The sequence below is a fragment of the Rhodoferax sp. SPJ21 genome, assembly GCF_058216335.1.
Genome location: NZ_JBYZMO010000001.1, coordinates 1097079 through 1123440 on the forward strand (window position 1 = coordinate 1097079; position 26362 = coordinate 1123440).

At 62.6% G+C, this 26362-nt stretch carries 18 protein-coding genes; 17 read left to right on the forward strand and 1 reads right to left on the reverse strand.

What is annotated here, in order from left to right; translation table 11 throughout:
- Positions 1 to 9 precede the first annotated feature (9 nt).
- From AC4BBN_RS04960 to AC4BBN_RS05040, 17 genes are all read left to right on the forward strand, one after another.
- A complete protein-coding gene (locus tag AC4BBN_RS04960; RefSeq protein WP_490590839.1) occupies positions 10 to 543 on the forward strand; it encodes a DUF5943 domain-containing protein in 534 nt (177 codons plus the stop codon).
- Between the two features lie 9 nt (positions 544 to 552).
- Positions 553 to 2613 (forward strand): oxidoreductase, encoded by a 2061-nt coding sequence (locus AC4BBN_RS04965; RefSeq protein WP_490590840.1) that lies wholly within the window; start codon positions 553 to 555, stop codon positions 2611 to 2613.
- On the forward strand, positions 2613 to 2762 hold the full coding sequence (locus tag AC4BBN_RS04970) for a hypothetical protein (RefSeq protein WP_490590841.1): 150 nt from the start codon (positions 2613 to 2615) through the stop codon (positions 2760 to 2762). Before AC4BBN_RS04965 ends, AC4BBN_RS04970 begins: the two co-directional genes overlap by 1 nt.
- A gap of 1 nt (position 2763) precedes the next feature.
- Positions 2764 to 4659, forward strand: coding sequence for a (Fe-S)-binding protein (locus tag AC4BBN_RS04975; RefSeq protein WP_490590842.1), 1896 nt, complete (start codon positions 2764 to 2766; stop codon positions 4657 to 4659).
- Complete coding sequence (locus AC4BBN_RS04980) at positions 4656 to 5765, forward strand: FAD-binding protein (protein WP_490590843.1); 1110 nt, start codon at positions 4656 to 4658, stop codon at positions 5763 to 5765. Before AC4BBN_RS04975 ends, AC4BBN_RS04980 begins: the two co-directional genes overlap by 4 nt.
- On the forward strand, positions 5762 to 6529 hold the full coding sequence (locus AC4BBN_RS04985) for an adenine nucleotide alpha hydrolase family protein (RefSeq protein WP_490590844.1): 768 nt from the start codon (positions 5762 to 5764) through the stop codon (positions 6527 to 6529). The genes AC4BBN_RS04980 and AC4BBN_RS04985 overlap by 4 nt, the downstream gene beginning before the upstream one ends.
- 11 nt (positions 6530 to 6540) lie before the next feature.
- Positions 6541 to 7797 carry an aromatic ring-hydroxylating oxygenase subunit alpha gene (locus tag AC4BBN_RS04990; RefSeq protein WP_490590845.1) on the forward strand — a complete coding sequence of 419 codons (1257 nt, stop codon included), beginning with the start codon at positions 6541 to 6543 and terminating at the stop codon, positions 7795 to 7797.
- A gap of 32 nt (positions 7798 to 7829) precedes the next feature.
- On the forward strand, positions 7830 to 8960 hold the full coding sequence (locus tag AC4BBN_RS04995; protein ID WP_490590846.1) for an FAD-binding oxidoreductase: 1131 nt from the start codon (positions 7830 to 7832) through the stop codon (positions 8958 to 8960).
- Between the two features lie 219 nt (positions 8961 to 9179).
- Positions 9180 to 10217 (forward strand): quaternary amine ABC transporter ATP-binding protein, encoded by a 1038-nt coding sequence (locus AC4BBN_RS05000; RefSeq protein ID WP_490590847.1) that lies wholly within the window; start codon positions 9180 to 9182, stop codon positions 10215 to 10217.
- Entirely contained in the window at positions 10210 to 11082 is an 873-nt protein-coding gene (locus AC4BBN_RS05005; RefSeq protein ID WP_490590848.1) for an ABC transporter permease, read from the forward strand. Before AC4BBN_RS05000 ends, AC4BBN_RS05005 begins: the two co-directional genes overlap by 8 nt.
- A gap of 28 nt (positions 11083 to 11110) precedes the next feature.
- Positions 11111 to 12205, forward strand: coding sequence for a GlxA family transcriptional regulator (locus AC4BBN_RS05010; protein WP_490590849.1), 1095 nt, complete (start codon positions 11111 to 11113; stop codon positions 12203 to 12205).
- A gap of 262 nt (positions 12206 to 12467) precedes the next feature.
- Positions 12468 to 13409 (forward strand): choline ABC transporter substrate-binding protein, encoded by a 942-nt coding sequence (locus AC4BBN_RS05015; protein ID WP_490590850.1) that lies wholly within the window; start codon positions 12468 to 12470, stop codon positions 13407 to 13409.
- Between the two features lie 70 nt (positions 13410 to 13479).
- A complete protein-coding gene (gene purU / locus AC4BBN_RS05020) occupies positions 13480 to 14340 on the forward strand; it encodes a formyltetrahydrofolate deformylase (RefSeq protein ID WP_490590851.1) in 861 nt (286 codons plus the stop codon).
- A 25-nt stretch (positions 14341 to 14365) separates the two neighbouring features.
- The gene (gene betB, locus AC4BBN_RS05025) at positions 14366 to 15826 is read left to right on the forward strand and encodes a betaine-aldehyde dehydrogenase (RefSeq protein ID WP_490590852.1); all 1461 of its coding nucleotides are present in this window, start codon (positions 14366 to 14368) and stop codon (positions 15824 to 15826) included.
- 3 nt (positions 15827 to 15829) lie between these two features.
- Positions 15830 to 17500 (forward strand): choline dehydrogenase, encoded by a 1671-nt coding sequence (gene betA / locus AC4BBN_RS05030; RefSeq protein WP_490590853.1) that lies wholly within the window; start codon positions 15830 to 15832, stop codon positions 17498 to 17500.
- A gap of 71 nt (positions 17501 to 17571) precedes the next feature.
- Positions 17572 to 18963: an L-serine ammonia-lyase gene (locus AC4BBN_RS05035; protein ID WP_490590854.1), complete on the forward strand. Its 1392-nt coding sequence runs from the start codon at positions 17572 to 17574 to the stop codon at positions 18961 to 18963.
- A complete protein-coding gene (locus tag AC4BBN_RS05040) occupies positions 18957 to 20459 on the forward strand; it encodes a cryptochrome/photolyase family protein (RefSeq protein ID WP_490590855.1) in 1503 nt (500 codons plus the stop codon). Before AC4BBN_RS05035 ends, AC4BBN_RS05040 begins: the two co-directional genes overlap by 7 nt.
- A gap of 90 nt (positions 20460 to 20549) precedes the next feature.
- Here the strand turns inward: AC4BBN_RS05040 and AC4BBN_RS05045 are convergent, their stop codons facing one another.
- A complete protein-coding gene (locus tag AC4BBN_RS05045; protein ID WP_490590856.1) occupies positions 20550 to 26336 on the reverse strand; it encodes a hybrid sensor histidine kinase/response regulator in 5787 nt (1928 codons plus the stop codon).
- Positions 26337 to 26362: the final 26 nt, after the last annotated feature.

Consider the following 26362-nt stretch of genomic DNA (forward strand, 5'->3'; position numbering starts at 1 on the left):
AAACGCACGATGCAACCCCAGCTCCCCATTGAAGTCAACGCCGACACCGGCGTCTGGACCACCGACGGCTTGCCGATGATCTATGTGCCCCGGCACTTCTTCGTCAACAACCATGTCGAAACCGAGGCCGTAGTGGGGCGCGAGGTGTATGCACCGGCGCTGTACAAGGCCGGCTACCGCTCAGCCTACTTCTGGTGCCAGCAGGAGGCCGCCACGCATGGCCTCTCTGGCATGGCGGTGTACGAGCACTACCTCAAACGCCTGTCGCAACGCGGCTGGGGTCTGTTCTCCTTCATCGAAGCCGATGCAGCGACCGGCCACGCGCAAGTGAAGTTGGAACATTCGGTGTTCGTACTGGCGCAAGGCATTGCTGGCGTGCCCGTGAACCACAGCAAGGTCTGCTATTTGTTCGCCGGTTGGTTCTCGGGCGCCATGGACTGGGTGCTGGAAACCAGCGGATCGTCCATCCGCACCACCAGCACCGAAACCCAATGCGCGGCAGAAGGCCATAGCCACTGCGTTTTCACCGTCAGCCCCCTCTAGAGATACACCATGCGCTACCCGCATTTGTTCGAACCTATCCGCCTGAACCAGGTACTGCTGCGCAACCGCATCGTCAGCACCGCACATGCCGAGGTGTATGCCGAAGGTGGCAATCCGAACGAGCGCTACATCCGCTACTACGAAGAAAAAGCCAAGGGCGGCGTAGGCCTGGCCATTTGCGGCGGCTCCAGTCCGGTATCGCGCGACAGCCCCTGGTCGTGGTGGAGCTCGATCAACCTGGCCAAGGGCTCGGTGATCGAACCTTTGAGCAAGTTGGCAGAAACCATGCACAAACATGGCGCCAAGATCATGATCCAGGCCACGCACATGGGCCGGCGCAATGCCTGGCACGGTTTTGACTGGCCACATCTGGTCAGTCCCTCCGGCATCCGCGAGCCAGTGCACCGTGGCAACGCCAAGACCATAGAGATCGAAGAAATCCGCCGCATCGTGGCCGACTATGGCCGCGCGGCAAAGCGCGTGAAAGACGCGGGACTGGACGGCATCGAGATCTCTGCCGCACACCAGCAGCTGATCGACCAGTTCTGGAGCCCCCGCGTCAACCACCGCACCGACGAATACGGTGGCAGCCTGGAAAACCGCTTGCGCTTCGGCATGGAAGTGCTGGAAGCCGTGCGCGAGCAGGTCGGCAGCGACTTCTGCGTCGGTATGCGCATGTGCGGTGATGAATTCCATGAGGACGGTATCAGCCACGAGATGGCCAAAGAGATCGCCCAGGCCATGAGCGAGAGCGGCCTGATCGATTTCTTGAGCGTGGTCGGCTCCGGTGCCGATACACACAACACCTTGGTGAACTGCATGCCGCCGATGGCGCTGCCGCCCGAGCCCTTTGTGCACCTGGCCGCCGGTATCAAGTCCGTCTCCAAAGTGCCGGTCATGCACGCCCAAAGCATCCGCGATGCATCGCAGGCCGAGCGCATCCTGGCCACCGGCATGGTGGACATGGTGGGCATGACCCGCGCCCAGATCGCCGACCCGCACATGGTCATCAAAATCCGCGACGGACGCGAAGACCAGATCAAGCAATGCGTGGGTGCCAACTACTGCATCGACCGCCAATACAACGGCCTGGACGTGCTGTGCATCCAGAATGCCGCCACCAGCCGCGAAGAGACCATGCCGCATGTGATCGAGAAGACCACTGGCAAGCGCCGCAAGGTGGTGGTCGTCGGCGCCGGCCCTGCGGGGCTGGAGGCAGCCCGCGTGGCCCGCGAACGCGGCCATGACGTGGTGCTATTCGAAAAGAACGCGTTGGTCGGCGGCCAGGTGAACCTGGCTTCCAAGCCCCCCAAGCGCGAACAGATGGCCGGCATCATCCGCTGGTTCGACATGGAAACCGTGCGCCTGGGTGTGGACCGCCGTCTGGGCGTGGCCGCCACCCAGGAAATGATCCTGGCCGAACAGCCCGACATCGTGGTGCTGGCTACCGGTGGCGTGCCGCACACCGGCCAAACGCCCGCCTGGGGCGCGGCTGAAGGCTTGTGCGTCAGCGGCTGGGACATCCTGTCGGGCGCCGTCGCACCGGGTGAAAACGTGCTGGTCTACGACAGCATCAGCACCCACGCAGGCACCGGCGTGGCCGACTTCATCGCCGCGCGCGGCAAGCTGGTGGAGATCGTCACCCCCGACGTGAAAGTGGCCGACGACGTGGGCGGCACCACTTTCCCGATCTTCTACCGCCAGCTGTATGCCAATGCCGTGATCCAGACGCCGAACTTCTGGCTGGAAAAGGTCTACCGCGAAGGCGACAAGCTGATCGCCGTGCTGAAGAACGAATACACCGAGGCGCTGGAAGAACGCGCCGTGGACCAGGTGGTGGTCGAGAACGGCATTCTGCCGAACGACAGCCTGTACTGGCAGCTCAAGCCCCTGTCGCTGAACAAGGGCCAGACCGATATCGAAGCGCTGTATGACGCCAAGCCGCAGCCTGGTTTGAGCCAGACAACCGGCAATGGCAACTTCCTGCTGTACCGCGTCGGCGACTGCGTCTCCATGCACAACATCCACGCCGCGATCTACGACTCGCTGCGCCTGTGCAAGGACTTCTAATGACCAGCTCCCCCCCGATGCGCCTGCGGCGCTTCCCCCTCAAGGGGGCGACACCAGTGGCCTGGCAAAGCCAGTTCCACGGTGTCCCTGGAATGGCTCGGTGTCGTCTGCACCTGCCGTGGTCGGCGATCTACGCCATGGGAGCCTGAGATGCTGCTACAAAACCTGGTAAGCACGATTTTCTGGCTGGCAGTCCTGGGCTTGACCTGGGGTATGGCCCGCCGGGCGCTTATATGGAAAACAGGCCGTTCACGCAGTGTGGATATGCGCGGGCTGCTACAAATACCGAAGCGTTACTTTGTAGATCTGCATGACGTGGTGGCACGCGAGCCCTTTGTGGCACGGGCACACGTCGGCGTGGCAGGCGGCGCCATTCTGGCGCTGGCCCTGGTGGCGGTGAACTACGGCCTGGGTCTGTATTGGGCGGTGCTGGACGGCGTCCTGCTGCTGGCCGGCCTGATGATGCTGGCTGGCTCCATCGCCATGGCTTCACGCCGCCGCAATGCGCCGGCGCGCCTGTCCAAAGGCCCGTGGAGCCGCTTGCCTTATTCGCTGATGCTGTTCGCCATCGCTGTAGCACTGGTCGGTGCCGTGGCACTCACCGGTACGGCGCTGGCGCCCTGGCTAGCCGGACTGGTCAGCCTGGCATTCGCCGCAGGTGCCGCCGAACTGGCGCTGGGCATAGGCTTGGGCGGTCCCATGAAGCATGCCGTCGCCGGCCTGTTGCATCTGGGCCTGCATCCCCGGCCCGAGCGTTTTGGCACAGCCAACGAAAAGCGCTTCGCCACTGCGCTGCAACCTTTGAAGCTGACAGCAGACGACATGGGCGTCGGCAAGCCCGCCGACTTCGCGTGGAACAAGCTGCTGTCCTTTGATGCCTGCGTGCAGTGCGGCAAGTGCGAAGCCGCCTGCCCGGCCTTTGCCGCCGGCCAGCCTCTGAACCCCAAGAAGCTGATCCAGGACCTGGTGGTCGGCATGAGTGGCAAGAGCGACGCCCATTACGCCGGCAGCCCCTATCCCGGCCAGAAAATCGGCGAGCATGCAGGCGCCCCCGGCCTGCCCATCGTCAACGGTCTGATCAACAGCGACACGCTGTGGTCGTGCACCACCTGCCGCGCCTGCGTACAGGAATGCCCGATGCTGATCGAGCATGTAGACGCCATCGTGGACATGCGCCGCCACATCACCCTGGTGGGTGGCGTGGTGCCCAACAAGGGCGGTGAAGCACTGGAGCAGCTGCGCGACACCGACACCGTGGGCGGCTTCCCGCTCACCGCACGCCACCACTGGGCTGCTGACCTGAATGTGCCGGTGCTGGAAGCCGGTGCCGCCACCGACTGGCTGGTGCTGGTGGGCGAAGGCGCTTTTGACATGCGCTACCAGCGCACGCTGCGCGCCTTCATCAAGACGCTGCAAAAGGCCGGTTTGAAGATCGCCATGCTGGGTGCGGCCGAAACCGATTGCGGAGACCTGGCACGCCGCCTGGGTGATGAGGCGGGTTTCCAACGCCTGTCCAAGCAACTGATTACCACGCTGAAAACGCGCAAATTCGCCCACATCGTGACGCCCGACCCGCACATCTTCCATTCGCTGAAAAATGAATTTCCAGCCATGGGCGGCGACTTCGACGTATGGCACCACACCCAACTGATGGCCGAGCTGCTGGCCAAGGGCCAGCTCAAGCCCACCCGCGCAGGCAGCCTGGAGGCCGTGACCTACCACGACCCCTGCTACCTGGGCCGCTATGGCCGCGAGGTGGACGCGCCGCGCTCCGTCCTCAAGGGTATCGGCATCAAGGTGGTGGAGATGGAACGTAGCCGTGAACGCGGCCGCTGCTGCGGCGGTGGCGGAGGCGCACCGTTTACCGACATCCCCGGCAGCACCCGCATCCCGGACATCCGTATTGCAGATGCCAAAAGCACCGGCGCAGGCATCGTCGCCGTGGCCTGCCCCAACTGCACCGCCATGCTGGAAGGCGTGGTCGGCCCGCGCCCTGAAGTGCGTGACATTGCCGAGCTGGTAGCCCACGCCCTGGAGGTCGCATGAACACCCTTATGCATTCCACCGTGCCGCGCCTTGACCCGCGCCGCCCGGCCATCATCACGCCCGCCGGCCTGCGCCGCATCGTGCTGGGCAGCAGCGAGGGCGAGCGCCTGGCCAACGGCCGCTCGGCCCAGCACACTGCGGCGAAGCCAGTGCGCAGTGCCGGCCCGTTCAACCAGACCACGGTGGTGGTCACCCATGCCGAGCGCGGCGCCTTGACCGATGGCGCACGCCAGGCGATTGCGGCCGCAGCCATATTGGCCTCGGCCCAGGTCGAAGTGGTTGTCGCCGTGCTAGGTGCCTGCCATGACGATGTCGCAGCGCTGGGCGCAGACCGCATGCTGGTCCTGGAGGACCTGGACACCGGCCGCTACCAACCCGGCGCCTGTGTGGCCTGGCTGGACAAGCTGCAAGCACTGCTGCAACCCGCGCAATGGCTGTTTGCCGACAGTGGCGCAGATGGGCAGCTGGGCCGCCGCTTCGCCGTCAACGCCGGGCTGGACCTGGTGTGTGGCGTGGCCGAGCTGGCTACCGACAAGTTGCGTATACCTGCGACTAGCCACCAAGACTGGCTGCGCCCACATGCCCCGGTGATGCTGCTGGCCAAGAATGTCGCCAGCACCAAGCTGCCTTTCGTGGGCCTGGGTCGCAAGGAACCCGCGCCGCCTCTGCCTGCCGTGGTGGAGCTAGGCATAGAAGACATGGGCGTACAAGCCGGCGACCCACAAACCCTGGCGCTGGAAGAAGCAGATTTCATCCTGGCGGCCGGTAATGGCGTGACCGATGTGCCGCTGTTCCACACCCTGGCGCGCGAAGTGGGTGCCGCCGTGGGTGCATCGCGCGTGGCGGTGGACGACGGCCGTTTCACACGCCAGCAGCAGGTAGGTGCCACGGGTAAGACCGTGTCGGCCTCTGGCTATCTGGCGCTGGGCATCTCTGGCGCGGTACAGCATTTGCAAGGTATCAAGGACTGCCGCCACGTCATCGCGGTCAACCTGGATGCATCCGCCCCCATCTCCCGCCGTGCGGACCTGACGGTGGTGGAAGACAGTGCCGCCCTGATGCAGGCGCTGCTGGACCTGGTGCGCCAACAGAAGGAGGGTGTATGAGCAATAACACCGCTATCACCGCTATCACAGTTTTGGTCGCCGCCCGCAAGCACGCGGTCAGCGGCAAATCCACCCGCAGCCGCGCCGATGCAACCGCAGCCGCTCTGGCCCTGGGCTTGCCCGGCACCGTGGGCTTGCTCACCGCAGGCGCCATGCCGGACAGCGTGGCCCGCGACTATCTGGCGCTGGGCGCGACCCAGCTGGAAATTCTGGAGTCGGACGCCGATAGCTGCGATGTGTTGTTGCCCGCCTTGCACAACGTGCCTTGGGTACTGGCGGGCACACGCCCGGAGTCCGAACAAGGCACGGGCGTTTTGCCTTTTGCGCTGGCTACCGCGCTGGGCCGCCCGGTAATCACCGATGTGCTGGCAGTGCAAGCCGACGGCAAGGCCTGGATCATCACCCAGGCCTTGCCCAAAGGCGCACGCCGCCGCTTGCGCGTCACCCCGCCTGCCGTGCTGGTCGTCAGTGCCGCAGCACCTGTCACGCTGCGCCACTCGCTGGCCGATGCCATGGCCGGCGCCGTGGTACGCACACCTGTGTCGAATGCCGCAGCCAGCAGTGCACCGAAAGGCCAGTTGGTGCCCCGCACGCTGCGTCGCAAATTACTGGAAGCCCGCACCGTACAAAGCGGCCACGCGCGCATGCTCGGCGCGATTGAATCACCCTCTACCGGCGGCACTGTGTTGCAAACCGGTACTCCCCAGACCAAGGCGCAGGCAGTTCTGGACTACCTGCGTACCCACTCTCTTGTGCATTTTTAGGAGACGCCCACATGACCACATCCATTTCTGCGCAGTCTCTACTCACCCGTGAGTTGCTAGCGCGCCGCCGCCCCGGCTACAGCCTGGAGGCACCGTTTTACCTGAGCGAGACCGTGCTGCAGGCCGACCTGGAGCACATCTTCGGTAAGCACTGGATCTTCGTCGCGGTAGAGCCGCAGATTCCCGAAGCGGGCGACTACATCACGGTGGATTTCGGCAAAAACTCCATCCTGATCGTGCGCGATGACGACAACCAGGTGCAGGCATTCCACAACGTCTGCCGCCACCGCGGCTCGCGCCTGTGCGCCAGCCAGCAAGGCGTAGTAGGCAACATCGTCTGCCCCTACCACCAGTGGACCTATGACTTGACCGGCAAGCTGATCCACGCCAAGCACATGGGCGAAGACTTCGACCCCAGCCACCTGAGCCTGAAGAAGGTGAACGTGCGCAGCCTGGCCGGCCTGATCTTCATCTGCCTGGCCGAGAACCCTCCCGGAGACTTCGAGCAAATGGCCGCGGAAATGACGCCCTACCTCGCACCGCACCGGCTGCAAGACTGCAAGGTGGCAGCGCAGGTGGACATCGTCGAGGACTGCAACTGGAAGCTTACGATGGAGAACAACCGGGAGTGCTACCACTGCGTGAGCAACCACCCCGAGCTGACCATCTCGCTGTACGAATACGGCTTTGGCTACCAACCCGACGAACACAACAAGGCCGATCTGCAGCGCTTCCAGGACATCCTGGCCGCCAACCACGAGCGCTGGGAAGGCATGGGCCTGCCCTCGGCCGAGATCGACACGCTGGACGACCGCGTTACCGGCTTTCGCACCCAGCGCCTGCCGATCGACCGTTCGGGCCAGTCGCAGACCATGAATGCCGAGGTGGCATCGAAGAAATTGCTAGCAGACTTTGTAGACCCCGCGCTCGGTGGCCTGTCTTTCTGGACCCAACCGAACTCCTGGCACCACTTCATGAGCGACCACATCGTCAGCTTCACGGTGCTGCCGATCTCGGCCACCAAGACCCTGGTGCGCACCACCTGGTGCGTGCACAAGGATGCGGTCGAAGGCGTTGACTACACCAAGGAAAACCTGACCGCCGTGTGGAACGCCACCAACGACCAGGACCGCCGCCTGGTGGAAGAATCGCAGATCGGCATCGCCACCGGCGCTTATGAGCCCGGCCCCTACTCACCCTTCACCGAAGGCCTGGTAGAGAAGTTCTGCAACTGGTACGTAAACCGCCTCAGCGATCTGACGAAATAAACCACCGCCACCCTTGCGCTGTAAGCACCGCCATGCCCACCCCCTCATTTGCCCCCGATTTCGCCGGCCCGGCGTCCCAGCCCTGGTCTTCTGACCAGGATGAAACCCTGCGCTGCGTGCAGATCCGCCAGGAAACGCACGACGTGAAAACCTTTGTGCTGGCCGCCGACGGCCCGCGCAGCTTCCGCTACCTGCCAGGCCAGTTCATCACGCTGGAGCTGGACATTGCCGGCAGCAAGATCAACCGCTGCTACACCCTGTCCAGCACGCCCACCCGGCCCGACCTGGTCAGCATCACCGTCAAACGGGTGCCTGGAGGCGTGGTGTCCAACTGGCTGCATGACAACCTGCGCGTGGGCATGGCACTGGGGGCCATGGGTCCGTCGGGCGAATTCAGCTGCTTCAAAGCGCCGGCCGTACAAGGTAGTACAAGCTACCTGTTCCTGTCCGGCGGCAGCGGTGTCACACCACTGATGTCGATGACGCGCGCCCTGCACGACCTGGGCAGCGACGCCAACATCGTGTTTGTGCACTGCGCCCGCACGCCCGCAGATGTGCTGTTCCCCGAAGAACTCACCATGATGGCGCGCAACATGCCCCATTTGCGACTGGCCATGGTGTGCGAACAGCACACACCGGGCAGCGCTTACGCCGGCCACCTGGGTCGCTTGGACGCAGCACGGCTGGCACACATTGCCCCCGACTTCATGCAGCGCGACGTCTACACCTGCGGCCCGGCTCCGTTCATGGGCGCGGTGCGCGGCCTGCTCGCAGGCGCGGGCTTCGAGATGCAGCGCTACCGCGAAGAAAGTTTCTCTTTCGAATCCTTGGCGGCCGATAAACCGGCTGAAGCAGCATTCTCCGCAGACAGCAGCGAGATAATCAAAGTAGACAGCACCCCCATTTTCAAAATCCAGCTGGAGAAAATGGGGAAGATATTCGAATGCTCCTCCGAGCAAACCATTTTAAAAGCCGCAGCGGCAGCCGGATTGCGCTTGCCTTCTTCTTGCAGCAGCGGTGCCTGCGGTACCTGCAAAACCAAGAAAATATCAGGCCAAGTTGAAATGAAACATGCTGGCGGCATACGCCAACGCGAAATTGACCAAGGCTGGATTCTGCCCTGCTGCAGCAAGCCAATGAGTGACATTTCACTCGAAAAATGAACGCCAATGTGTGCATGCACTTCGCTGAAAACTAGCCATGCACCAGGCCCGACATTTGTCACCCCACCAAAATTCCATTTTGGTGCAAACCATTAAAATAATATCTAAATTCAGCCAAAAATTTTATAAAAATAATCAGGTCCACTCATTTATGGGTGGCACATCATTTGCTTATAAAAATAAACCAACGCATTGATCCAAAGTTCCTGGAGACCCACGATGTCAAATCCAAAAATTAGCGTCAGAAATCTGTACAAGATATTCGGCAGCAATATCTCAGAAGCCGTCAAGTTACTCAATGAAGGTCGTAGCAAGGACGAGGTTTTCGCCAAAACCGGGCATGTCGTGGGCGTCAATAAGGTCAGCTTTGACGTCATGCCGGGCGAAATTTATGTGCTCATGGGCCTGTCCGGTTCGGGCAAGTCCACCCTTATCCGGTTGATCAACCGCCTGGTGGAGCCCTCAAGCGGCTCCATCAATATCGATGGCGAAGACATCGCCAAGCTGCCCCATGACGCGCTGGTACGCTGGCGGCGCAAGCGGGTGGCCATGGTGTTCCAGTCCTTCGCCCTCATGCCACACCGCAATGTGCTGGACAACGCGGCATTCGGCCTGGAAATGGCCGGCACACCGCGCAAGCAGCGGGAAGCGCGCGCCATGGAAGTGCTGGCCCAGGTGGGCCTGCAAACCTACGCAGCTAAATACCCTTCGCAGCTGTCCGGCGGCATGCAGCAGCGCGTAGGCCTGGCCCGCGCACTGGCGGTAGACCCCGACATCCTGCTGATGGACGAAGCCTTCTCTGCACTCGACCCGCTCAAGCGCGTAGAAATGCAGGGCCTGATGCTGGAGCTGCAACGCGAACAGCAACGCACCGTTTTATTCGTCTCGCACGACCTGGAAGAGGCCCTGCGCATCGGCACCCGCATCGCCATCATGGAAGGCGGCAACCTGGTGCAAGAGGGTACGGCGCACCAAATCATCACCCAGCCGGCCAACGCCTATGTGCGCAAGTTCTTCGAGGGTGTGGACACCTCGCGCTACCTCACCGCAGCCGACCTGCTGGACCCGGGCCTCAACGGCCACTCGTACCACAGCGGCCCGCGCCTGCCCTGGTCCACCACCCTGCCCGAAGCCATGAAGATCGTGCTGGGCATAGACCAGCCGGTCGGCGTGTTCGATGCCACCAACCAGTTGCTGGGCTGCATCTCTGCCCGCAGCCTGCTCGCCAAAATGTCCCAGGAAGCTCGCCATGTCTGATCTGCTCACCCAAGTCACCGACGCCACCCACGACATGCTGCCCCTGGGCAAGTGGGTCAACGCAGGCGTCAAAGCCCTGCTGGACAACGGCGCCACCGTGTTCGATTCCATCGGTGTGGTGGTTGAGGGCTTTGCCCAATCCATCGAGCAGGGCATGCTGGCCATTCCCTTCTGGCTGGTGATTGCGGTCGCCACCATCATCGGCATCCGACGCCTGGGCTGGGGCTTTGGCCTGTTTGTTGCTTTAGCTTTGATGCTGATTGTGGTGACAGGATTCTGGCCACAAACCATGGTGACCCTGGCGCTGACGCTGTCGGCCACCATCATCAGCTTGATTTTTGGCATTCCCCTGGGCATCTGGTGTGCCCGCAACAACCACATTAACGCCAGCGTGCGTCCCGTACTCGACTTCATGCAGACCATGCCCGCTTTTGTGTACCTGATACCAGCAGCCATGCTGTTTGGCCTGGGCCGCGTGCCCGGCACAATTGCGACCGTGATCTTCGCCATGCCGCCTGTGGTGCGCCTGACCAGCCTGGGCATACGCCAGGTCAGCTCGGAGCAGGTCGAAGCTGGCAACGCCTTTGGCTGCACCTCGACGCAACTGCTGTTCAAGGTACAGCTGCCGATCGCCATGCCGACCATCATGGCCGGTGTGAACCAGACCATCATGATGGCACTGTCCATGGTCATCATCGCGTCCATGGTGGGCGCGGGCGGCCTTGGCAACGACGTGCTGGCCAGCATCCAGCGGCTGGACATCGGCCTAGGGTTTGAGAGTGGTCTGGCCGTCGTCTTGCTGGCTATCATCTTGGATCGCCTGACTGAGAGCTTTGGCGTGGCCCGCAAAGGCCGCGACAGCTGACCCCACGCAGAAATTGAGGAGCGCCCCTTTGCCACGCAGTCCCCTTGCCCCAACCCAGGCCTCTCCGGCTGCGGCATTCGGAGCCAACGACGCTTCCGTTTCAACAGATACCACGCGCATCGGATTCATTCTGATGCCGGACTACTCGATGATCGCCTTTGCCAACGCAGTGGAAACACTGCGCATGGCCAACTACATCAGCCGCCGCCCGCTGTACAGCTGGACGGTGGTGAGCACCGAACAAAGCGGCGCCCAGGCCAGCAATGGCCTGACCATGGGCTCCACCGGCGACCTGGCCAGCCTGTCGGAATGCGATATGGTGTTTGTCTGCGGTGGCATCAACATCCGCCGCAACACCGACGATGCCGTGCGCCATATGCTGCGCCAGCTGGCCATCCACGGCGTAACCATGGGCGCGCTGTGCACCGGCTCTTTCGCCCTGGCCAGCGCCGGCCTGCTGGATGGCTATCGCTGCGCCATCCACTGGGAGAACCTGGCTGCCATCGGCGAAGAATTCCCCAAAGTGCAGTTCGCCACCGAGGTCTTCATCCTGGACCGCGACCGCATCACCTGCTCAGGTGGCACGGCACCGCTGCACCTGATGCTGCACCTGATCCGTGCCAACCATGGCGCCAAACTGGTGATGGACATCTCCGAGCAGTTCATTGTGGAGCGCCTGCGCGCCAGCAACGACCGCCAGCGCATTCCCCAGCCCGAATGCATAGGCCCGGGCTACCAGCACCTGACCGAGGCCGCCGAAATCATGGCCGCCAACATCGAAGATCCCTTGCCGCTGGCCGAGCTGGCCAGCGCCATCGCGCTGTCGCTGCGCCAGTTGGAGCGGCTATTCCACCGCTACTTCAGCATGAACCCGGCGCAGTACTACATGAACCTGCGCCTGCGCCGCGCGCAGGAGCTGTTGACGCACAGCAGCATGCCCATCATGCAGGTCACGGTGGCCTGTGGCTTCCAGTCGTCCTCACATTTCTGCAAGGCCTACCGCAGCCTTTTCGGCCACTCACCCAGTGAAGAACGCCGCCGCCATGCAGGCACCACGCCCGCGCGTACGCCGGCCTGGCCCAAGCAGGCTTCCGCAACGGTATCGGCCATACGCGTGGCCTGAAGCGGCCCCATCGGCCGTTTCTCGACCCAACGGCGCCTTCGTATTGGCGCCATCAATAGCTACATTATTTATAGCTACCCGCGCATGCAGAATATGCGCAGCTAGCCTTTTTTATGCCTGAAATTCTGACAAGCCTCTGACACTTGCCGTACGCGGACAACTCCGCGTCGCTCTCAGCAAAGTTTCCAGCCGTCAACCTGTGAAAGTGCAGGGTGTCGCCACTTGCTACAACACCTGCCCCTCCACCCACTAGGAATTGGTCATGAAATTGAAACTCGCTCTTCTCGGTCTCGCCTCCTCCGCCTTCTCGCTGTGCGCACCGCTTGCGCATGCGGAAGAAGCCAGCTGCAAAACCGTGCGTTTTGCCGATGTGGGCTGGAGCGATATTGCCGCTACCACCGGCCTGGCGTCCGTAGTGCTCGAAGGCCTGGGCTACAAGCCCACGGTGACCATTGCCTCGGTGCCAATTACCTTCGCCGGCATCAAATCCAAGCAGATCGACGCCTTTCTGGGCTACTGGAACCCCAGCATGACGCCCATCATCGAACCCTTCGTCAAGGCCGGCCAGATCAAGGTGCTGGAGCAACCCAACCTGGTCGGCGCCAAGTACACCCTGGCCGTGCCCGCCTACCTGTACGACAAGGGCCTGAAGACGTTCAATGACATCGCCAAGTTCCAGAAAGATCTGGACGGCAAGATCTACGGCATTGAACCCGGCAACGACGGCAATGCGCTAATCCAGGGCATGATCGACAAGAACCAGTTCGGCCTCAAGGGCTTCAAGATGGTCGAGTCGTCCGAAGCCGGCATGCTGGCCGAGGTGCAGCGCGCCAACCGTGGCAACAAGGGCATCGTCTTCCTGGGCTGGGAACCCCACCCCATGAACGTGCAAATGAAAATGAAGTACCTGGAAGGCGGCGACGACGTGTTCGGCCCCAACCTGGGTGAAGCCAAGGTGTTCACCGCCCTGCCCCCCAGCTACGAAGCCCGCTGCCCGAATGTCGCCACGCTGCTGAAGAACCTGCAGTTCACCACCGAGATTGAAAACAACGTGATGATCGGCATCTTGGACAAGGCCAAGCCCAACGTCGCCGCCAAGGCCTACCTGAAGAAGAACCCTGGCGTTCTGGAAGGCTGGCTGAAGGGCGTGAAGACCTTCTCAGGTCAGGACGGCCTGCCTGCGGTTACCGCCTCGCTGAAGTAATTTCCCCACCTGCAGTGCTGCCGTATCAACCCGGCAGCACTACCTTTATCTATTTCCGACGCGCACCGCTATGACCTCGGCTCCTTCCACCCATTTTTGCCTGAACCTGGCCTGCGGCAGCGCCCAGGGACAGGTCGCGGCTGTGTCCGACCTGCTGAACCAGCACGGCGCCTACATCGAACAGTTTTCGGTGTTTGACGACCACACGACCGAGCGTTTTTTCGTACGCAGCGTATTCAGCCTCAGCAGCTCGGTGGATGTGCTGCGCAGCGCATTTGCCGAACTGGCCAAAGGCTTCCCGACAGCCCAGTGGACGGTGCATGACCTGGCCCAGCCCACCCGCGTGCTGATCATGGTGTCCAAGTTCGACCACTGCCTGCGCGAGCTGATTGCACAGTGGCGCCGTGGCGAGCTGAAGATGGACATCGTCGCCGTGGTGTCCAACCACCCCGACCTGGCACCGCTGGCCGAAGCCGAAGGCCTGCCGTTCCACCACATTCCCATGAGCGCCGACACCAAGCCTGCTCAAGAAGCCAAGCTGGAAAAGCTGATAGCCGACACCGGCGCCGAATTCGTGGTGCTGGCGCGCTATATGCAGGTTTTATCCGAGTCGCTGTGCGAACGCCTGCACGGCCGGGTCATCAACATCCACCATTCCTTCCTGCCTGGTTTCAAGGGCGGAAAGCCCTACCAGCAGGCATTTGACCGCGGTGTGAAGCTGATCGGCGCCACCGCCCACTTTGCCACCACCGACCTGGACGAAGGCCCGATCATCGAGCAGTCGGTCGAGCGCGTGGACCATGCGGATACACCACTGCATCTGTCGCAAGCCGGTCGCCTAGTCGAAAGCCTAGTGCTGTCACGCGCCATGCGCTTTGTCCTAGACCGCAGGGTGTTCATCAACGGCATGAAGACCGTAGTGCTACGCTGAGTCCCAGCCCCAGAAAAGAAAAACTATGACCGAACATCACATCCCCAGCTTCGTTGATGGCCTGTCCGTACAAGGCAGCGGCGACCACTTCACCACCATCAACCCCGCCACCGGCGCCGTCATTGCCGGCGTACACGACTGCAGCGAAGCTGATGTCAACGCTGCGGTTGAAGCCGCCCAACGCGGCTTCGCCGTCTGGTCGGCCATGACAGGCACCGAGCGCGGCCGCATTCTGCACCGTGCGGCCCAGTTGCTGCGCGAACGCAACGACGAATTGGCCGCATTGGAAGTGCAAGACACCGGCAAACCCTGGCAGGAAGCCTGCGTGGTCGATGTGGCTAGCGGCGCCGACTGCATCGAATACTTTGCCGGCGCCGCCGCCACCCTGGCCGGTGCACAGTACCCACTGAAAAACGCCTTCGCCTACACCCGCCGCGAACCCCTGGGCGTGTGCGTGGGCATAGGCGCCTGGAACTACCCCATCCAGATAGCCTGTTGGAAGTCTGCGCCCGCCCTGGCTGCGGGTAACGCTATGATTTTTAAGCCTTCTGAGCTCACCCCCATGACGGCCGTGAAGCTGGCCGAGATCTACCTGGAGGCTGGTGTTCCGCCCGGCGTATTCAACGTGCTGCAAGGCCGTGGCACCACCGGCGCGCTGCTGGCTGCCCACCCGGACGTGGCCAAGGTCTCTGTGACTGGCTCGGTGCCCACGGGCAAGCGCGTCATGGCCAGCGCCGCCGGCACGCTCAAACGCGTGACCATGGAGCTGGGTGGCAAGTCGCCACTGATCGTGTTTGACGACGCCGACTTCGAACAGGCCGTGACCGCCGCCATGATGGCCAACTTCTACACCCAGGGCGAAATCTGCACCAACGGCACGCGGGTCTTCGTGCAGCGCGACATCAAAGACAAGTTCCTGGCCCGGCTGAAGGAACGTACGCTGCTGCTGCGCGTGGGCGACCCCACCGACCCGGATACCGAAGTGGGCGCGCTGATTTCCGCAGCCCACCGCGACAAGGTGCTGGGCTATATCGCCCAGGGCGTAGCCGGTGGCGCCACCCTGGTGTGCGGGGGTACAGCAGAAGCGGTGCCAGGCTGCGAGCAGGGCAATTTCGTGGCCCCCACCATCTTTGCAGACTGCACAGACAACATGGCCATCGTGCAGGAAGAAATCTTTGGCCCCGTGATGGCGGTGCTGGTATTTGACGACGAGGCCGAGGTGGTATGCCGCGCCAACGCCACCCGCTTCGGCCTGGCCGCCGGTGTCTTCACCCGCGACGGTGCACGCGGCCACCGCGTGGCGGCCAGCCTCAAGGCCGGCATTTGCTGGATCAACAACTACAACATCACGCCCATCGAGATCCCTTTTGGCGGCGCAGGTGAGTCCGGCATAGGGCATGAAAACAGCATGGTCGCGCTGGAGCACTACACCCAGCTGAAGACCGTGTATGTGGAACTGGGCCAAGTCGCCTGCGGATACCGTTGAACCATGCGCACGGAAAGCTTTGACTACATCATCGTGGGCGCTGGTTCGGCCGGCTGCGTGCTGGCCAACCGCCTGACCGAAGACCCTGACGTGACCGTGCTGCTGCTCGAAGCCGGCCCGGGCGACCGCAGCATCTTCATCCACATGCCCTCGGCCTTTGCCTACCCGCTGGCCAACGACAAGTACAACTGGTACTACCACTCCGAACCCGACCCCTACATGAACAACCGGGCCATGTACTGCCCGCGCGGCCGGGTACTGGGCGGCTCGTCCAGCATCAACGGCATGGTCTACATCCGTGGCCACGCGTTGGACTACGACGGCTGGGCCAGCTACCCGGGGCTGGACAACTGGTCCTACGCCGACTGCCTGCCCTACTTCCGCAAGGCCGAAACCCGTGGCAAGGGCGGCGACGCCTACCGTGGAGACAGCGGCCCGCTGCACGTATCCACCGGTGCCTGCGTGAACCCGCTGTACAACGCCTTCATCGAAGCTGGGCAACAAGCCGGCTACGCCCGCACCGAGGACATGAACGGCTATCGCCAGGAAGGCCTGGGGCCGATGGACATGACCGTACACAAGGGCCGGCGCTGGAGCACCGCCATGGCCTATTTGCGCCCGGCGCTGAAACGCCCGAATCTGCAGGTGCGCACCCGTGCCCTGGTAGCCCGTGTAGCCTTTGAACCCGAAACTAGCCCACCGCGCGCCATCGGCGTGGAAGTTTTCAACGGCCACAAAACCGATTTGCTGCGCGCCCAGCGCGAAGTCATTTTGTGCGGCGGTGCCATCAACTCACCACAACTGCTACAGCTGTCCGGCGTGGGCAACCCCGACGCGCTACGCAAGCTGGGCATTCCCGTGGTCGCCGCGCTTCGTGGCGTGGGTGAGAACCTGCAAGACCACCTGGAAACCTATGTGCAGTACGCCTGTAAGGAACCCATCACCCTGTACAACGCCATGAACCCGGTGGCCAAGGCCAAGATCGGCGCTGAATGGATGCTACTGGGCACCGGCCTGGGAGCGACCAACCATTTCGAATCCGGCGGTTTCATCCGCAGCGAAGCCGGCGTCAAGCATCCAGATCTGCAGTACCACTTTCTGCCCATGGCAATCAGCTACGACGGTAGTGCACCGGCCAGCTTCCATGGCTTCCAGGCGCATGTGGGGCCGATGCGCCCCACCAGCCGCGGTTCGGTCACGCTGAAAAGTGCAAACCCCAAGGAAGCGCCACGCATCCTGTTCAACTATATGTCCACCGAGCAGGACCGCAAGGAAATGCGCGCCGGCATCCGCCTGACACGCGAGATCTTTGAACAGAAGGCGTTTGACCGCTTCCGTGGCGAAGCCATCTCACCCACCAGCGCGGTACAGACCGATGCCGAGATCGACGCACACATCCGCGAACACGCAGAAAGCGCGCTGCACCCGTCCTGCACCTGCCGCATGGGGACCGACGACATGGCCGTGACCGACGGCAGTGGCCAGGTGCATGGCGTGCGTGGTTTACGGGTGGTGGACGCATCCATCATGCCGGACGTGGTCAGCGGCAACCTGAACGCGCCGACCATCATGTTGGCTGAAAAGATGGCCGATACAATCCGCGGCAAAACCGCCCTGCCGCGCTCGGATGCGCCGTTCTTCGTGCATCCCCAATACCAAAGCGTACAACGCTAAAACAGAGACACAACCCACGCTGCGCCTGGCCAAAAGCCCGCCGCAGAATGGGTCATAACAGAAGGTTCCCCATGGCAGTCAGTGTTTTCGATATCTTCAAGATCGGCATCGGCCCCAGCAGCTCGCATACCGTAGGGCCAATGCGGGCGGCCCGCCTGTTCACGGAGCGGCTGGCACACCAAGATATGCTGGATCGTTGCACGCGTATCGAAGTAAAGTTGTACGGCTCCCTGGGGGCGACAGGCAAAGGCCACGGCACGGACAAAGCCGTGCTGCTGGGCCTGGAGGGCCACGACCCCGAGACCGTGGACGTGGAGGCCATTCCCGCGATGCTGGATGCAATCCGCACCAGCGGCCAGCTGCGCCTGGGCGGGCGCCACCTGATCGCGTTCAAGGAAAAAGACCATCTGGCCATGTACCGGCGCGAGACACTGCCCTTCCATTCCAACGGCATGCGCTGCATCGCCTTCGATTCCGATGGCATCGAGCTGCAGAACCGCTGCTACTACTCCGTCGGCGGCGGCTTCGTGGTCAGCGACGAAGTAGCAGCCGACGGCCAGAAGCAAAAGGTGCTGGCCCCTGACACCACGGTGCTGCCCTACCCCTTCCACAGTGGTGACGAGTTGCTGCAGCAATGCAAGGGTACCGGCCTGTCTATCGCCGGGTTGATGCGCCGCAACGAACAGCACTGGCGCAGCGATGCCGAGATCGACGCCGGCCTGCACAAAATCTGGAACGTGATGCAGGCCTGCGTGGAGCGCGGCTGCCGCACCCAGGGCGTGCTGCCCGGCGGCTTCAAGGTGAAACGGCGCGCGGCCGAACTGTCCACCAAGCTGCGCTCCAATCCCGAGGCCTCCTTGCGTGATCCACTGCAGGTGCTGGACTGGGTGAACCTGTATGCGCTGGCCGTGAATGAAGAAAACGCCGCCGGTGGGCGGGTCGTCACCGCGCCCACCAATGGCGCAGCCGGCATCGTGCCGGCTGTACTGCACTACTACGTGCGCTTTGTGGCCACCGCCACGCCCAGCGGGGTCATCGACTTTTTGCTGACAGCCGCCGCCATCGGCATGCTGTACAAGGAAAATGCCTCCATCTCGGGCGCTGAAGTGGGTTGCCAGGGCGAGGTCGGCGTGGCCTGCTCCATGGCCGCTGCAGCGCTCTGTGCCGTCATGGGCGGCTCCCCCGAACAGGTGGAAAACGCCGCCGAGATCGGCATGGAACACCACCTGGGCCTGACCTGTGACCCGGTGGGAGGCCTGGTGCAAATCCCCTGCATAGAGCGCAACGCGATCGCGTCGGTGAAGGCCATCAACGCCGCCCGTATGGCGCTGCACGGCGACGGCAGCCACTTCGTCAGCCTGGACAAGGTCATCAAAACCATGCGCGAGACCGGTGCCGACATGATGACCAAGTACAAGGAAACCGCGCGCGGCGGCCTGGCCGTTAATATCGTGGAATGCTAAAACCCGGTCCTGTACAAACCCCTTACAAAGAGTTCTCCACCGGCATCGTCTGGTTCCGCCGAGATCTGCGCAGCTTTGACCACGCGGCGCTCTACCACGCGCTGAAACACTGCCAGCGGGTGCACTGCGTTTTCATCTTCGATACCGAGATACTCGACAGCCTGCCTCGTTCCGACCGCCGGGTGGAATTCATCCAGGCCAGCCTGGTCGATCTGGACCAGGCCCTGCGCGCCCTGCAACCGCAGGCTGGCCTGATCGTTCGCCATGCGGCAGCGCGAGAAGCCATTCCAGCCCTGGCCCAAGCCCTGCAGGCCCAGGTGGTGTTTGCCAACCACGACGACGAGCCCCAGGCCCTGGCGCGCGACGCCGCCGTGCTGGGCGCTTTGGCCCATGTGGGCGTAGCGCTACGCACCTACAAAGACCATGTGATCTTTGAGCGCAAAGAGGTACTCACCCAGCAAGGCCGGCCCTATGGCGTTTTCACGCCCTACAAGAATGCCTGGCTCAAGAAGCTGGACGACTTTTACCTCAAACCTTACCCGGTCGAAAAATACGCTGCCAGCCTGGCCGCCCGCCCCGCAGACTACGCGCAGCCTGTGCCTGGCCTGGCGGCCTTGGGTTTTGAAGCTACCAACCTGGGGCAGCTGAAACTGCCTGCCGGAGCCAGTGGCGGCCAGCGTCTGTTCGAAGAATTCCTGGATCGCATAGATCAATATGGCAGCACCCGCGACTTTCCCAGCGTCAAAGGCCCCAGCTACCTGGGGGTGCACCTGCGCTTTGGCACGGTATCGATACGCCAACTGGCCAGCGTGGCCCACGCCATGTCACTCCAGGGGATACATGGCGCCAGCGTGTGGCTCAGCGAGCTGGTCTGGCGCGACTTCTATGTGCAGATACTCAGCAACTTCCCGCATGTAGCGCAGGGCGCATTCAAACCCGAATACGACAACATAGGCTGGGAGCACGGCAAGCCTGCCAAGGCCTTGTTCGAAGCCTGGTGCCAGGGCCGCACCGGCTACCCGCTGGTGGACGCGGCCATGGCCCAGATCAACCAGACCGGCTATATGCACAACCGCCTGCGCATGGTGGTGGCGAGCTTTCTGGTGAAAGACCTGGGGCTGGACTGGCGCTGGGGCGAGCGCTACTTTGCCGAGCATCTGAACGATTTCGACCTGGCCAGCAACAACGGCGGCTGGCAGTGGGCCAGCTCCAGCGGCTGCGATGCCCAGCCCTATTTCCGCATCTTCAACCCGACCAGCCAGAGCGAGAAATTCGACCCAGAGGGCAAATTCATCCGCCGCTATCTGCCGCAGCTGGCCAAACTGCCAAACACCGCCATACACGCACCGTGGACGGCCAAGCCCATGGAGCTGCAGGCTGCCGACGTGGTGCTGGGCCAAAATTACCCACACCCCATCGTGGCGCATGATGCGGCGCGAGCACGCACCTTGCTGCGCTACGCGGTGGTCAAGAAACCGAACGCGCTGCCGGGGTGATGCTACATATTTAATAGCTGCTAGCGCATGTAATACTTGCGCTAGCAGCCTATTTGGCATCTACCTTTCCAGGTAGACAAAAGCAAAGCGCTAGGTCTGAGCGATTTCCACCGCCGTATACCGGCGCACCAGGCTGAGCAGTTCTTCTTCCGAATACGGCTTACCCAGATAGTGGTTCACACCCAGAGCCTGTGCATGCTCGCGGTGCTTTTCTGCCGTGCGCGAGGTGATCATGACGATGGGCAGGTGTTTGTATTGCGCATCGTCCCGGATGGTACGGGCTAGATCGAAGCCGTCCATGCGCGGCATTTCGATGTCGGACAAGACAATCGCTGGCAGTTCTTCGTGCAAACGCTCCAGAGCCTGTACGCCATCGTTCGCCAGGCTTACGCGGTAGCCTTCACGCTGCAGCAACCGCTGGGTAACGCGGCGCACGGTGATGGAATCGTCCACCACCAGCACCAGAGGCACCTGCTGCACCACTGCCAGAGGCACATCTTTCTTGCCGCCATCGTCTTGCCACTGGCGCGCCTGCGCTCCATAGACCGACGACAAAGCCACCGGGTTGTAGATCAGCACCACGGCGCCGGATGCCAGCACCGACAGGCCAGCCAGCCCCGGCAGACGCGAGAGCTGTGGCCCCAGATTCTTCACCACTACTTCCTGATTGCCCAGCACTTCGTCCACGTGCAAGGCCAGGCGCTGCGCCGCACTGCGGAAGATCACCACCGAGCTGTTTTTGCCGGCAGGCTCCACACTGTGCTGCGACGCCTGCAACAAGGCACCGGCCCAGAAAAACGGCACCGACTCGCCCGCGAACGGTACGACATGTTCGGCATAGGCTTTAGCCAGATCAGCCTGCGGCAGGCGGCGTACCTGCTCCACCACGTTGGCGGGTACACCGATAGATAACGATCCGGCACGCAGCATCACCACCTGCGTCACCGCCGTGGTCAAGGGCAGCACCAGCTTGAATTGCGTGCCGTCGCCGGGCACCGAGCTGGTTTCAATCCGTCCACCCAGCGCCAGCACTTCGGCACGAACCACGTCCAGACCAATACCACGACCCGCCAGCTCCGTCACTTGGGAGGCAGTGGAAAAGCCCGGCATGAAGATGAAATCAGTCAAAGCTGCGCCATCGACTTCCTCGTCCGCAGCCATCAGGCCCTGGGCGATGGCCTTGCGGCGTATGCGCTCAGGTTCCAGCCCTGCGCCATCGTCCGAGAAGTTGACCGAGATGTCGTTGCCCTCGTGGGTCAACGCAACGGTGATGGAGCCCACTGCGGGCTTGCCCGCCGCTTCGCGCAGTTCCACCGATTCGATGCCATGGGCCACAGCATTGCGCAGCAAGTGCTCAAATGCGGGCGCCATGCGGTCCAGCACACCGCGGTCCATCTCGATGGAGCCGCCTACGATGTCCAGCTTGACCTGCTTGCCGGTTTCTTTGGAGGCCTGGCGCACCACGGCATACAGCCGCTCGGCAATGCCTTCAAACTCCACCATGCGGGTGCGCAGCAGATCACGCTGCAGCTCACGGGCCTGGCGGGCCTGGGCCACCAAATCGTCTTCGGTGCCTTCAATCGTGCGCTGCAAGCTGCGCTGCACGGTGGCCACGTCGTTCACCGACTCGGCCATCATGCGGGTCAGCTCTTGCACGCGGGTGAAACGGTCGAACTCCAGCGGGTCGAAGCCCTGGGCCGAATCCTTAACCAACGCCAGGCGCGATTGCATCTGCGATTCCGCCTGCACCTCAATGTCGCGCAAATGGGTGCGCAGTCGCTCCAGGTTGCCGGTCAGGTCGCCCAAGGAACCGCGGAGCTGGTTCAGCCGCGCCTCCAGCCGGGTCCGGGTAATGATGACTTCGCCGGCCTGGTTGACCAAGCGATCCAGAAGCTGCGAACGTACGCGCACGGACTGCTGCGCCATCTGCCGTGGCAAAGAGGGCGTGTGCAAGGCCAGCACCGGCGCAGGTGTCTGGGTGGCTTCGACAGCCACTGCCGCCGACGCCGACGTCGGAGCAGCCACAGGCAAAGCCACAACAGCCGCGCTGGGTGCCTGAAGATACTGGGTGCGCAAGCCATCCAGGTCGAGCTGCAGCCGGTCGAAGTAAGACAGCAAGGGGTCGATCTGCGCGGACTGGAGCGAGTCGGCATCCAGCCGCTCTATCGCGGTTTCCAGCCGGTGCGCCAGTTCCCCAAGACGCAAGGCGCCGGCCAATCGTGCACTGCCCTTGAGGGTGTGCAGAGCGCGCAAGACCTCGCTGCGCGCGCCAGTGTTCTCTGGCCGTGCACGCCACTGGCGCAATGCGCCGCCCAGGTGGGGCAGCAACTCGTTGGCTTCTTCTTCAAATATGGGGAACAGGTCCGCATCAATCGCGTCTTCGACATCGATTTCATCATCGAAATCGGCCAAGGCATCCTGCACCTGAACACCCATACCCGCATGAAAATCTGCTGGCCTAGGCTGCACCTGGGTGTCCTGCAGCATCTCCTGCGGAACGGCTTCTGGCAGCTCTGCCACAGCTTCCAGTACGGGGAGAGCGACAGGCTCTGCCGACAGTTCCAGCGGTTCTTCCGGCACAGGCTCCACCGCCGGAGCTTCTGGCTCAGGGCTAGACAGCAGCTCCACGGGCTCGGCATGTGCAGGCTCCTCGACCTGCTCCAGCTCGGAGAAGTAGGCCAGCGCGGCTGCATCATCCAGCGCAGGAGCAGCTTCGGCAGGCGGCGTTGCCTGTGCTGCAACAGGCTCGGCCTCCAGCAGGTCGCGCAGGGCCAGCAACACCGTGGGGTTGGGCTCTTTCAGGAAGCCTGCAGCAAACTGGTGCAGCAGACGGCGTATGTCTTCGGCCGCATCGGTGAATATCTGCGCATGCTGGGCCGTACCCTGAGCTTCCAACTGCACATGCTCCAGCGCAGATTCCAGAGCCCGCGCCATTTGCGACAAAGCCTGGAAGCCCACGGTTGCCGAACTACCCGCCAGAGAATGCGCCAGCGCGACCGTGGTATCGGGCAAGGGCTGCTCCAGCTCTAGCGACCATTCGCTGAGCTCGGTCAACAAGCGCCGCGACCATTCGTCCGCCTCGTTAAGGTACACGTTGTACAGCGGAATGCCTATGCGCAAGCTGCCGATGACCTTGGTGTTGTCGTCTACCTCCAGCTCGGACTCTGCGAGTGTCTCAGCAGGTTCCGAGGGCTGTTCTTCAGCCACGGTGACATCAGGCAGTTCGGCAGACATCGCCGGTACGGGTTCATCTTCCAACAGATCCGCTGCAAGGACTTCGTCCTGCGGCACATCCAGAATCTCTGGCTGCGGCTCTGGTGCGTCCACAGCAGCCGACTCTTCCAGCGCAGCCACAGCCGATGCGGGCTGCGGTACGGCCAAAGCCAGGCTACGTAGCTCCAAACGCAAAGCATCGGCCGAGGCCCGGAACGGCTGGGATGTCCAGGCGTCGGCGGTGCCCGCAGCGATGTCGTCGGCCCAACGGCCAAATGCCTGCAAAGCCTGCCGCGACAAAGTTTGCAGCGCTGCAGTGGCCGGCGTTTGTTCGGCCAGCCAGCTGTTGATGAGCTGCTCCATCGCCCAGGCAGCCTCGCCAAATTCGGCCAGACCGACCATGCGCGCGCTGCCCTTCAGGGTATGGAAAGCGCGACGCAGGGAAGTTTGGGCCGCCATATCCACGGGCTCGACGGCCAGTGTGTCCAGCGACTCCAGGCCGGCCTGCACCACCTCGCGGGCCTCTTCCAGGAAGATGTCTCGCAGTTCAGCTTCTTCATCCTCTTGCACGGGCAAGGGCTCTACAACATTGGGCGCCGACGCTGCAACCGACGCCACTGCGGGCTCGGGGGCGCTAGCGACCACCTCGTCGAGCGGCAAAAAGTCCAGCATCGGCTCGTCCACGCTGAAGACGGGCTGCGGCTCGGCAGGGCGAGAATCCGGTAAGTCGAGCGGCATGGGCTCGGTCATGGCGAAGAAATCCAACCCTTGATCGAATCCGTCGGGCCCAGTCAAGGGAGCCAACTCGGTCCTCTCGAAAGACTCCCCAGCGCCCAGCTCCAGATCCAGCGGTTGATCCAACATGGAGTCCATGAAGGGCACCTGTACAGTTTCATGCGCTGGCACCGGGCTGCGCCCGACCAGCAGCTTGAACTCACCGATCTCTTCGTCGTAGACAAACAATTTCTTGGCCAAGGCCCGCTGGTAACCCAGCATGTCAATCATGAAGCCCAAGGCCCCCAGGCTATTGCCCAGGCGGTCGAAGCTGGCCGCACGCTCTTGCGCGCCCTCTTCATCATCGGACATATAGCCGTCCACCACTTCGCGCATACGCATCACAGCGTGGGAAGCCTGGTCCAGGCCCAGCACTGACAAGACACCACGCATCTGCGACAACTGGTTGGCAACTTTGGCCAGTGGCACTTTCTCGCGCGGTGTGCGGAAGAACTGGTCAAGTGACTGCTCTACCTCGGTCAAGGTACTGCGCAACTCATCCACCACGCTGCCAATGCTTTGGCGATCGCTTACGCGGTGGTAGAGCTCCTCCATCCAGCCCGCCAAGGGTTGTGGTTGCTGACCCCGCTCTACATCGGCAAGGCGCTGTGCCAATACGCTGGCACGCTCGACCAGTTGCTCATCGGCCTGGTCCAACTCCTCGAACGCCGCCTCCAGGTACAGCACAGCCGTCGCCACTTCCATGCCCAAAGCGGCAGAAGGTGGCACCTTCGAGCGCACCGTGGCCTCCACGGCCTCAACCAAAGCTTGCGCCAGCACCGTACTGCCAGGGTGCAGCTTGGACAAGGATTCGCCCACCATGGTGAACTGGTCCAGCGCGGGCTTGAAACGATGGACATCGCCACCGGCAAGCGCCGACCAGGTTTCGGCTGCAGCTGCGAGGCGCTTGCGCGCTTGAGCCAACAAAGCCGGATCGAAACGACCGAACTGCCGGGCCTCGTAATCAATAGGAGCATGCCGCTGCAAGCCATATGCCTGGCGTACTGCCGTCAGGGTGGGCGCATCCGAACTGCGCACTGGCACAGTCTGCGCGCAAAAAAACAGCATGTCCTGCGCCAGGCGCGGTGGAATCTGCGTGTCACCGCGCGCCAGGGCGGCATACTGTGTCAACACCCGGGATGCGATGCGCTTGGAATACACGTCCGAAGGAAACAAGCCCAAGGACAGGGCTTCGAAATAAGCAGCCGCAATTGTCCAGAACGCACGGTCAGGATGGCGGCTCTGCGCAGCAGCACAACCCAGGCAAATGGCCACCAAAGCCTGCGCGGCTGCTGGGTCACCGGTCTTCACCACCTTCAAAACATGCTGGTCCAGCCGCGCACGCAATGCGGGCGAATAGGCGATCGGCACCACCGGCACGGCTGCAGGGATATCACGCCAGTGGGCTTCCATCGGCCACAGATCGGCCGGATGGACCTGGTTCACACCCGCCAAGGCCTGCACCTCGCGGTACTGAGGAAACAGGCCTACGGACGACACCGGCTTGCCCGCCAGCACGCCTTCCAGATAATCGACAAGCGCAAAGCTGGCACGCTCTATCTTGCCAACAGCGTCCTCATTGCATAGATTGGGATTCTCGATAAATCGCGCTACTGCGGCCTCCATGGCCTGCAGCACCAAGGACGGCGGCGTCATACCCACCATCTCCAGCGCACCCACAGTCAGATGCAATTGCTGGCGCGCAGTGGTCAAACGGCTGCTATCAGGCAGCACAAATGCGGCCCCTTGCGCAGCTTCCGCTTCACGCACATAGCGCCGCAAACTCTTGACCGCAACCTCCAGTGTCTTACGCAGTTCATCGAGCACCCAGGCCAATGGCCCCAAGTCCTGCTCGGTCGAGTCAACAGCCTTGGATTCAATGGCTTGCATAGAAATGTCCCTAGCAGCAATGCGCG

Coding starts and splice junctions, on each gene's coding strand:
- AC4BBN_RS05035 (WP_490590854.1), top strand. CDS start 17,572: ATGGCAGTCAGTGTTTTCGATATCTTCAAGATCGGCATCGGCCCCAGC.
- AC4BBN_RS04970 (WP_490590841.1), top strand. CDS start 2,613: ATGACCAGCTCCCCCCCGATGCGCCTGCGGCGCTTCCCCCTCAAGGGG.
- AC4BBN_RS04990 (WP_490590845.1), top strand. CDS start 6,541: ATGACCACATCCATTTCTGCGCAGTCTCTACTCACCCGTGAGTTGCTA.
- AC4BBN_RS05005 (WP_490590848.1), top strand. CDS start 10,210: ATGTCTGATCTGCTCACCCAAGTCACCGACGCCACCCACGACATGCTG.
- betA (WP_490590853.1), top strand. CDS start 15,830: ATGCGCACGGAAAGCTTTGACTACATCATCGTGGGCGCTGGTTCGGCC.
- AC4BBN_RS05000 (WP_490590847.1), top strand. CDS start 9,180: ATGTCAAATCCAAAAATTAGCGTCAGAAATCTGTACAAGATATTCGGC.
- AC4BBN_RS05040 (WP_490590855.1), top strand. CDS start 18,957: ATGCTAAAACCCGGTCCTGTACAAACCCCTTACAAAGAGTTCTCCACC.
- AC4BBN_RS04995 (WP_490590846.1), top strand. CDS start 7,830: ATGCCCACCCCCTCATTTGCCCCCGATTTCGCCGGCCCGGCGTCCCAG.
- AC4BBN_RS04985 (WP_490590844.1), top strand. CDS start 5,762: ATGAGCAATAACACCGCTATCACCGCTATCACAGTTTTGGTCGCCGCC.
- AC4BBN_RS05045 (WP_490590856.1), bottom strand. CDS start 26,336: ATGCAAGCCATTGAATCCAAGGCTGTTGACTCGACCGAGCAGGACTTG.
- purU (WP_490590851.1), top strand. CDS start 13,480: ATGACCTCGGCTCCTTCCACCCATTTTTGCCTGAACCTGGCCTGCGGC.
- betB (WP_490590852.1), top strand. CDS start 14,366: ATGACCGAACATCACATCCCCAGCTTCGTTGATGGCCTGTCCGTACAA.
- AC4BBN_RS04980 (WP_490590843.1), top strand. CDS start 4,656: ATGAACACCCTTATGCATTCCACCGTGCCGCGCCTTGACCCGCGCCGC.
- AC4BBN_RS04975 (WP_490590842.1), top strand. CDS start 2,764: ATGCTGCTACAAAACCTGGTAAGCACGATTTTCTGGCTGGCAGTCCTG.
- AC4BBN_RS05015 (WP_490590850.1), top strand. CDS start 12,468: ATGAAATTGAAACTCGCTCTTCTCGGTCTCGCCTCCTCCGCCTTCTCG.
- AC4BBN_RS04965 (WP_490590840.1), top strand. CDS start 553: ATGCGCTACCCGCATTTGTTCGAACCTATCCGCCTGAACCAGGTACTG.
- AC4BBN_RS04960 (WP_490590839.1), top strand. CDS start 10: ATGCAACCCCAGCTCCCCATTGAAGTCAACGCCGACACCGGCGTCTGG.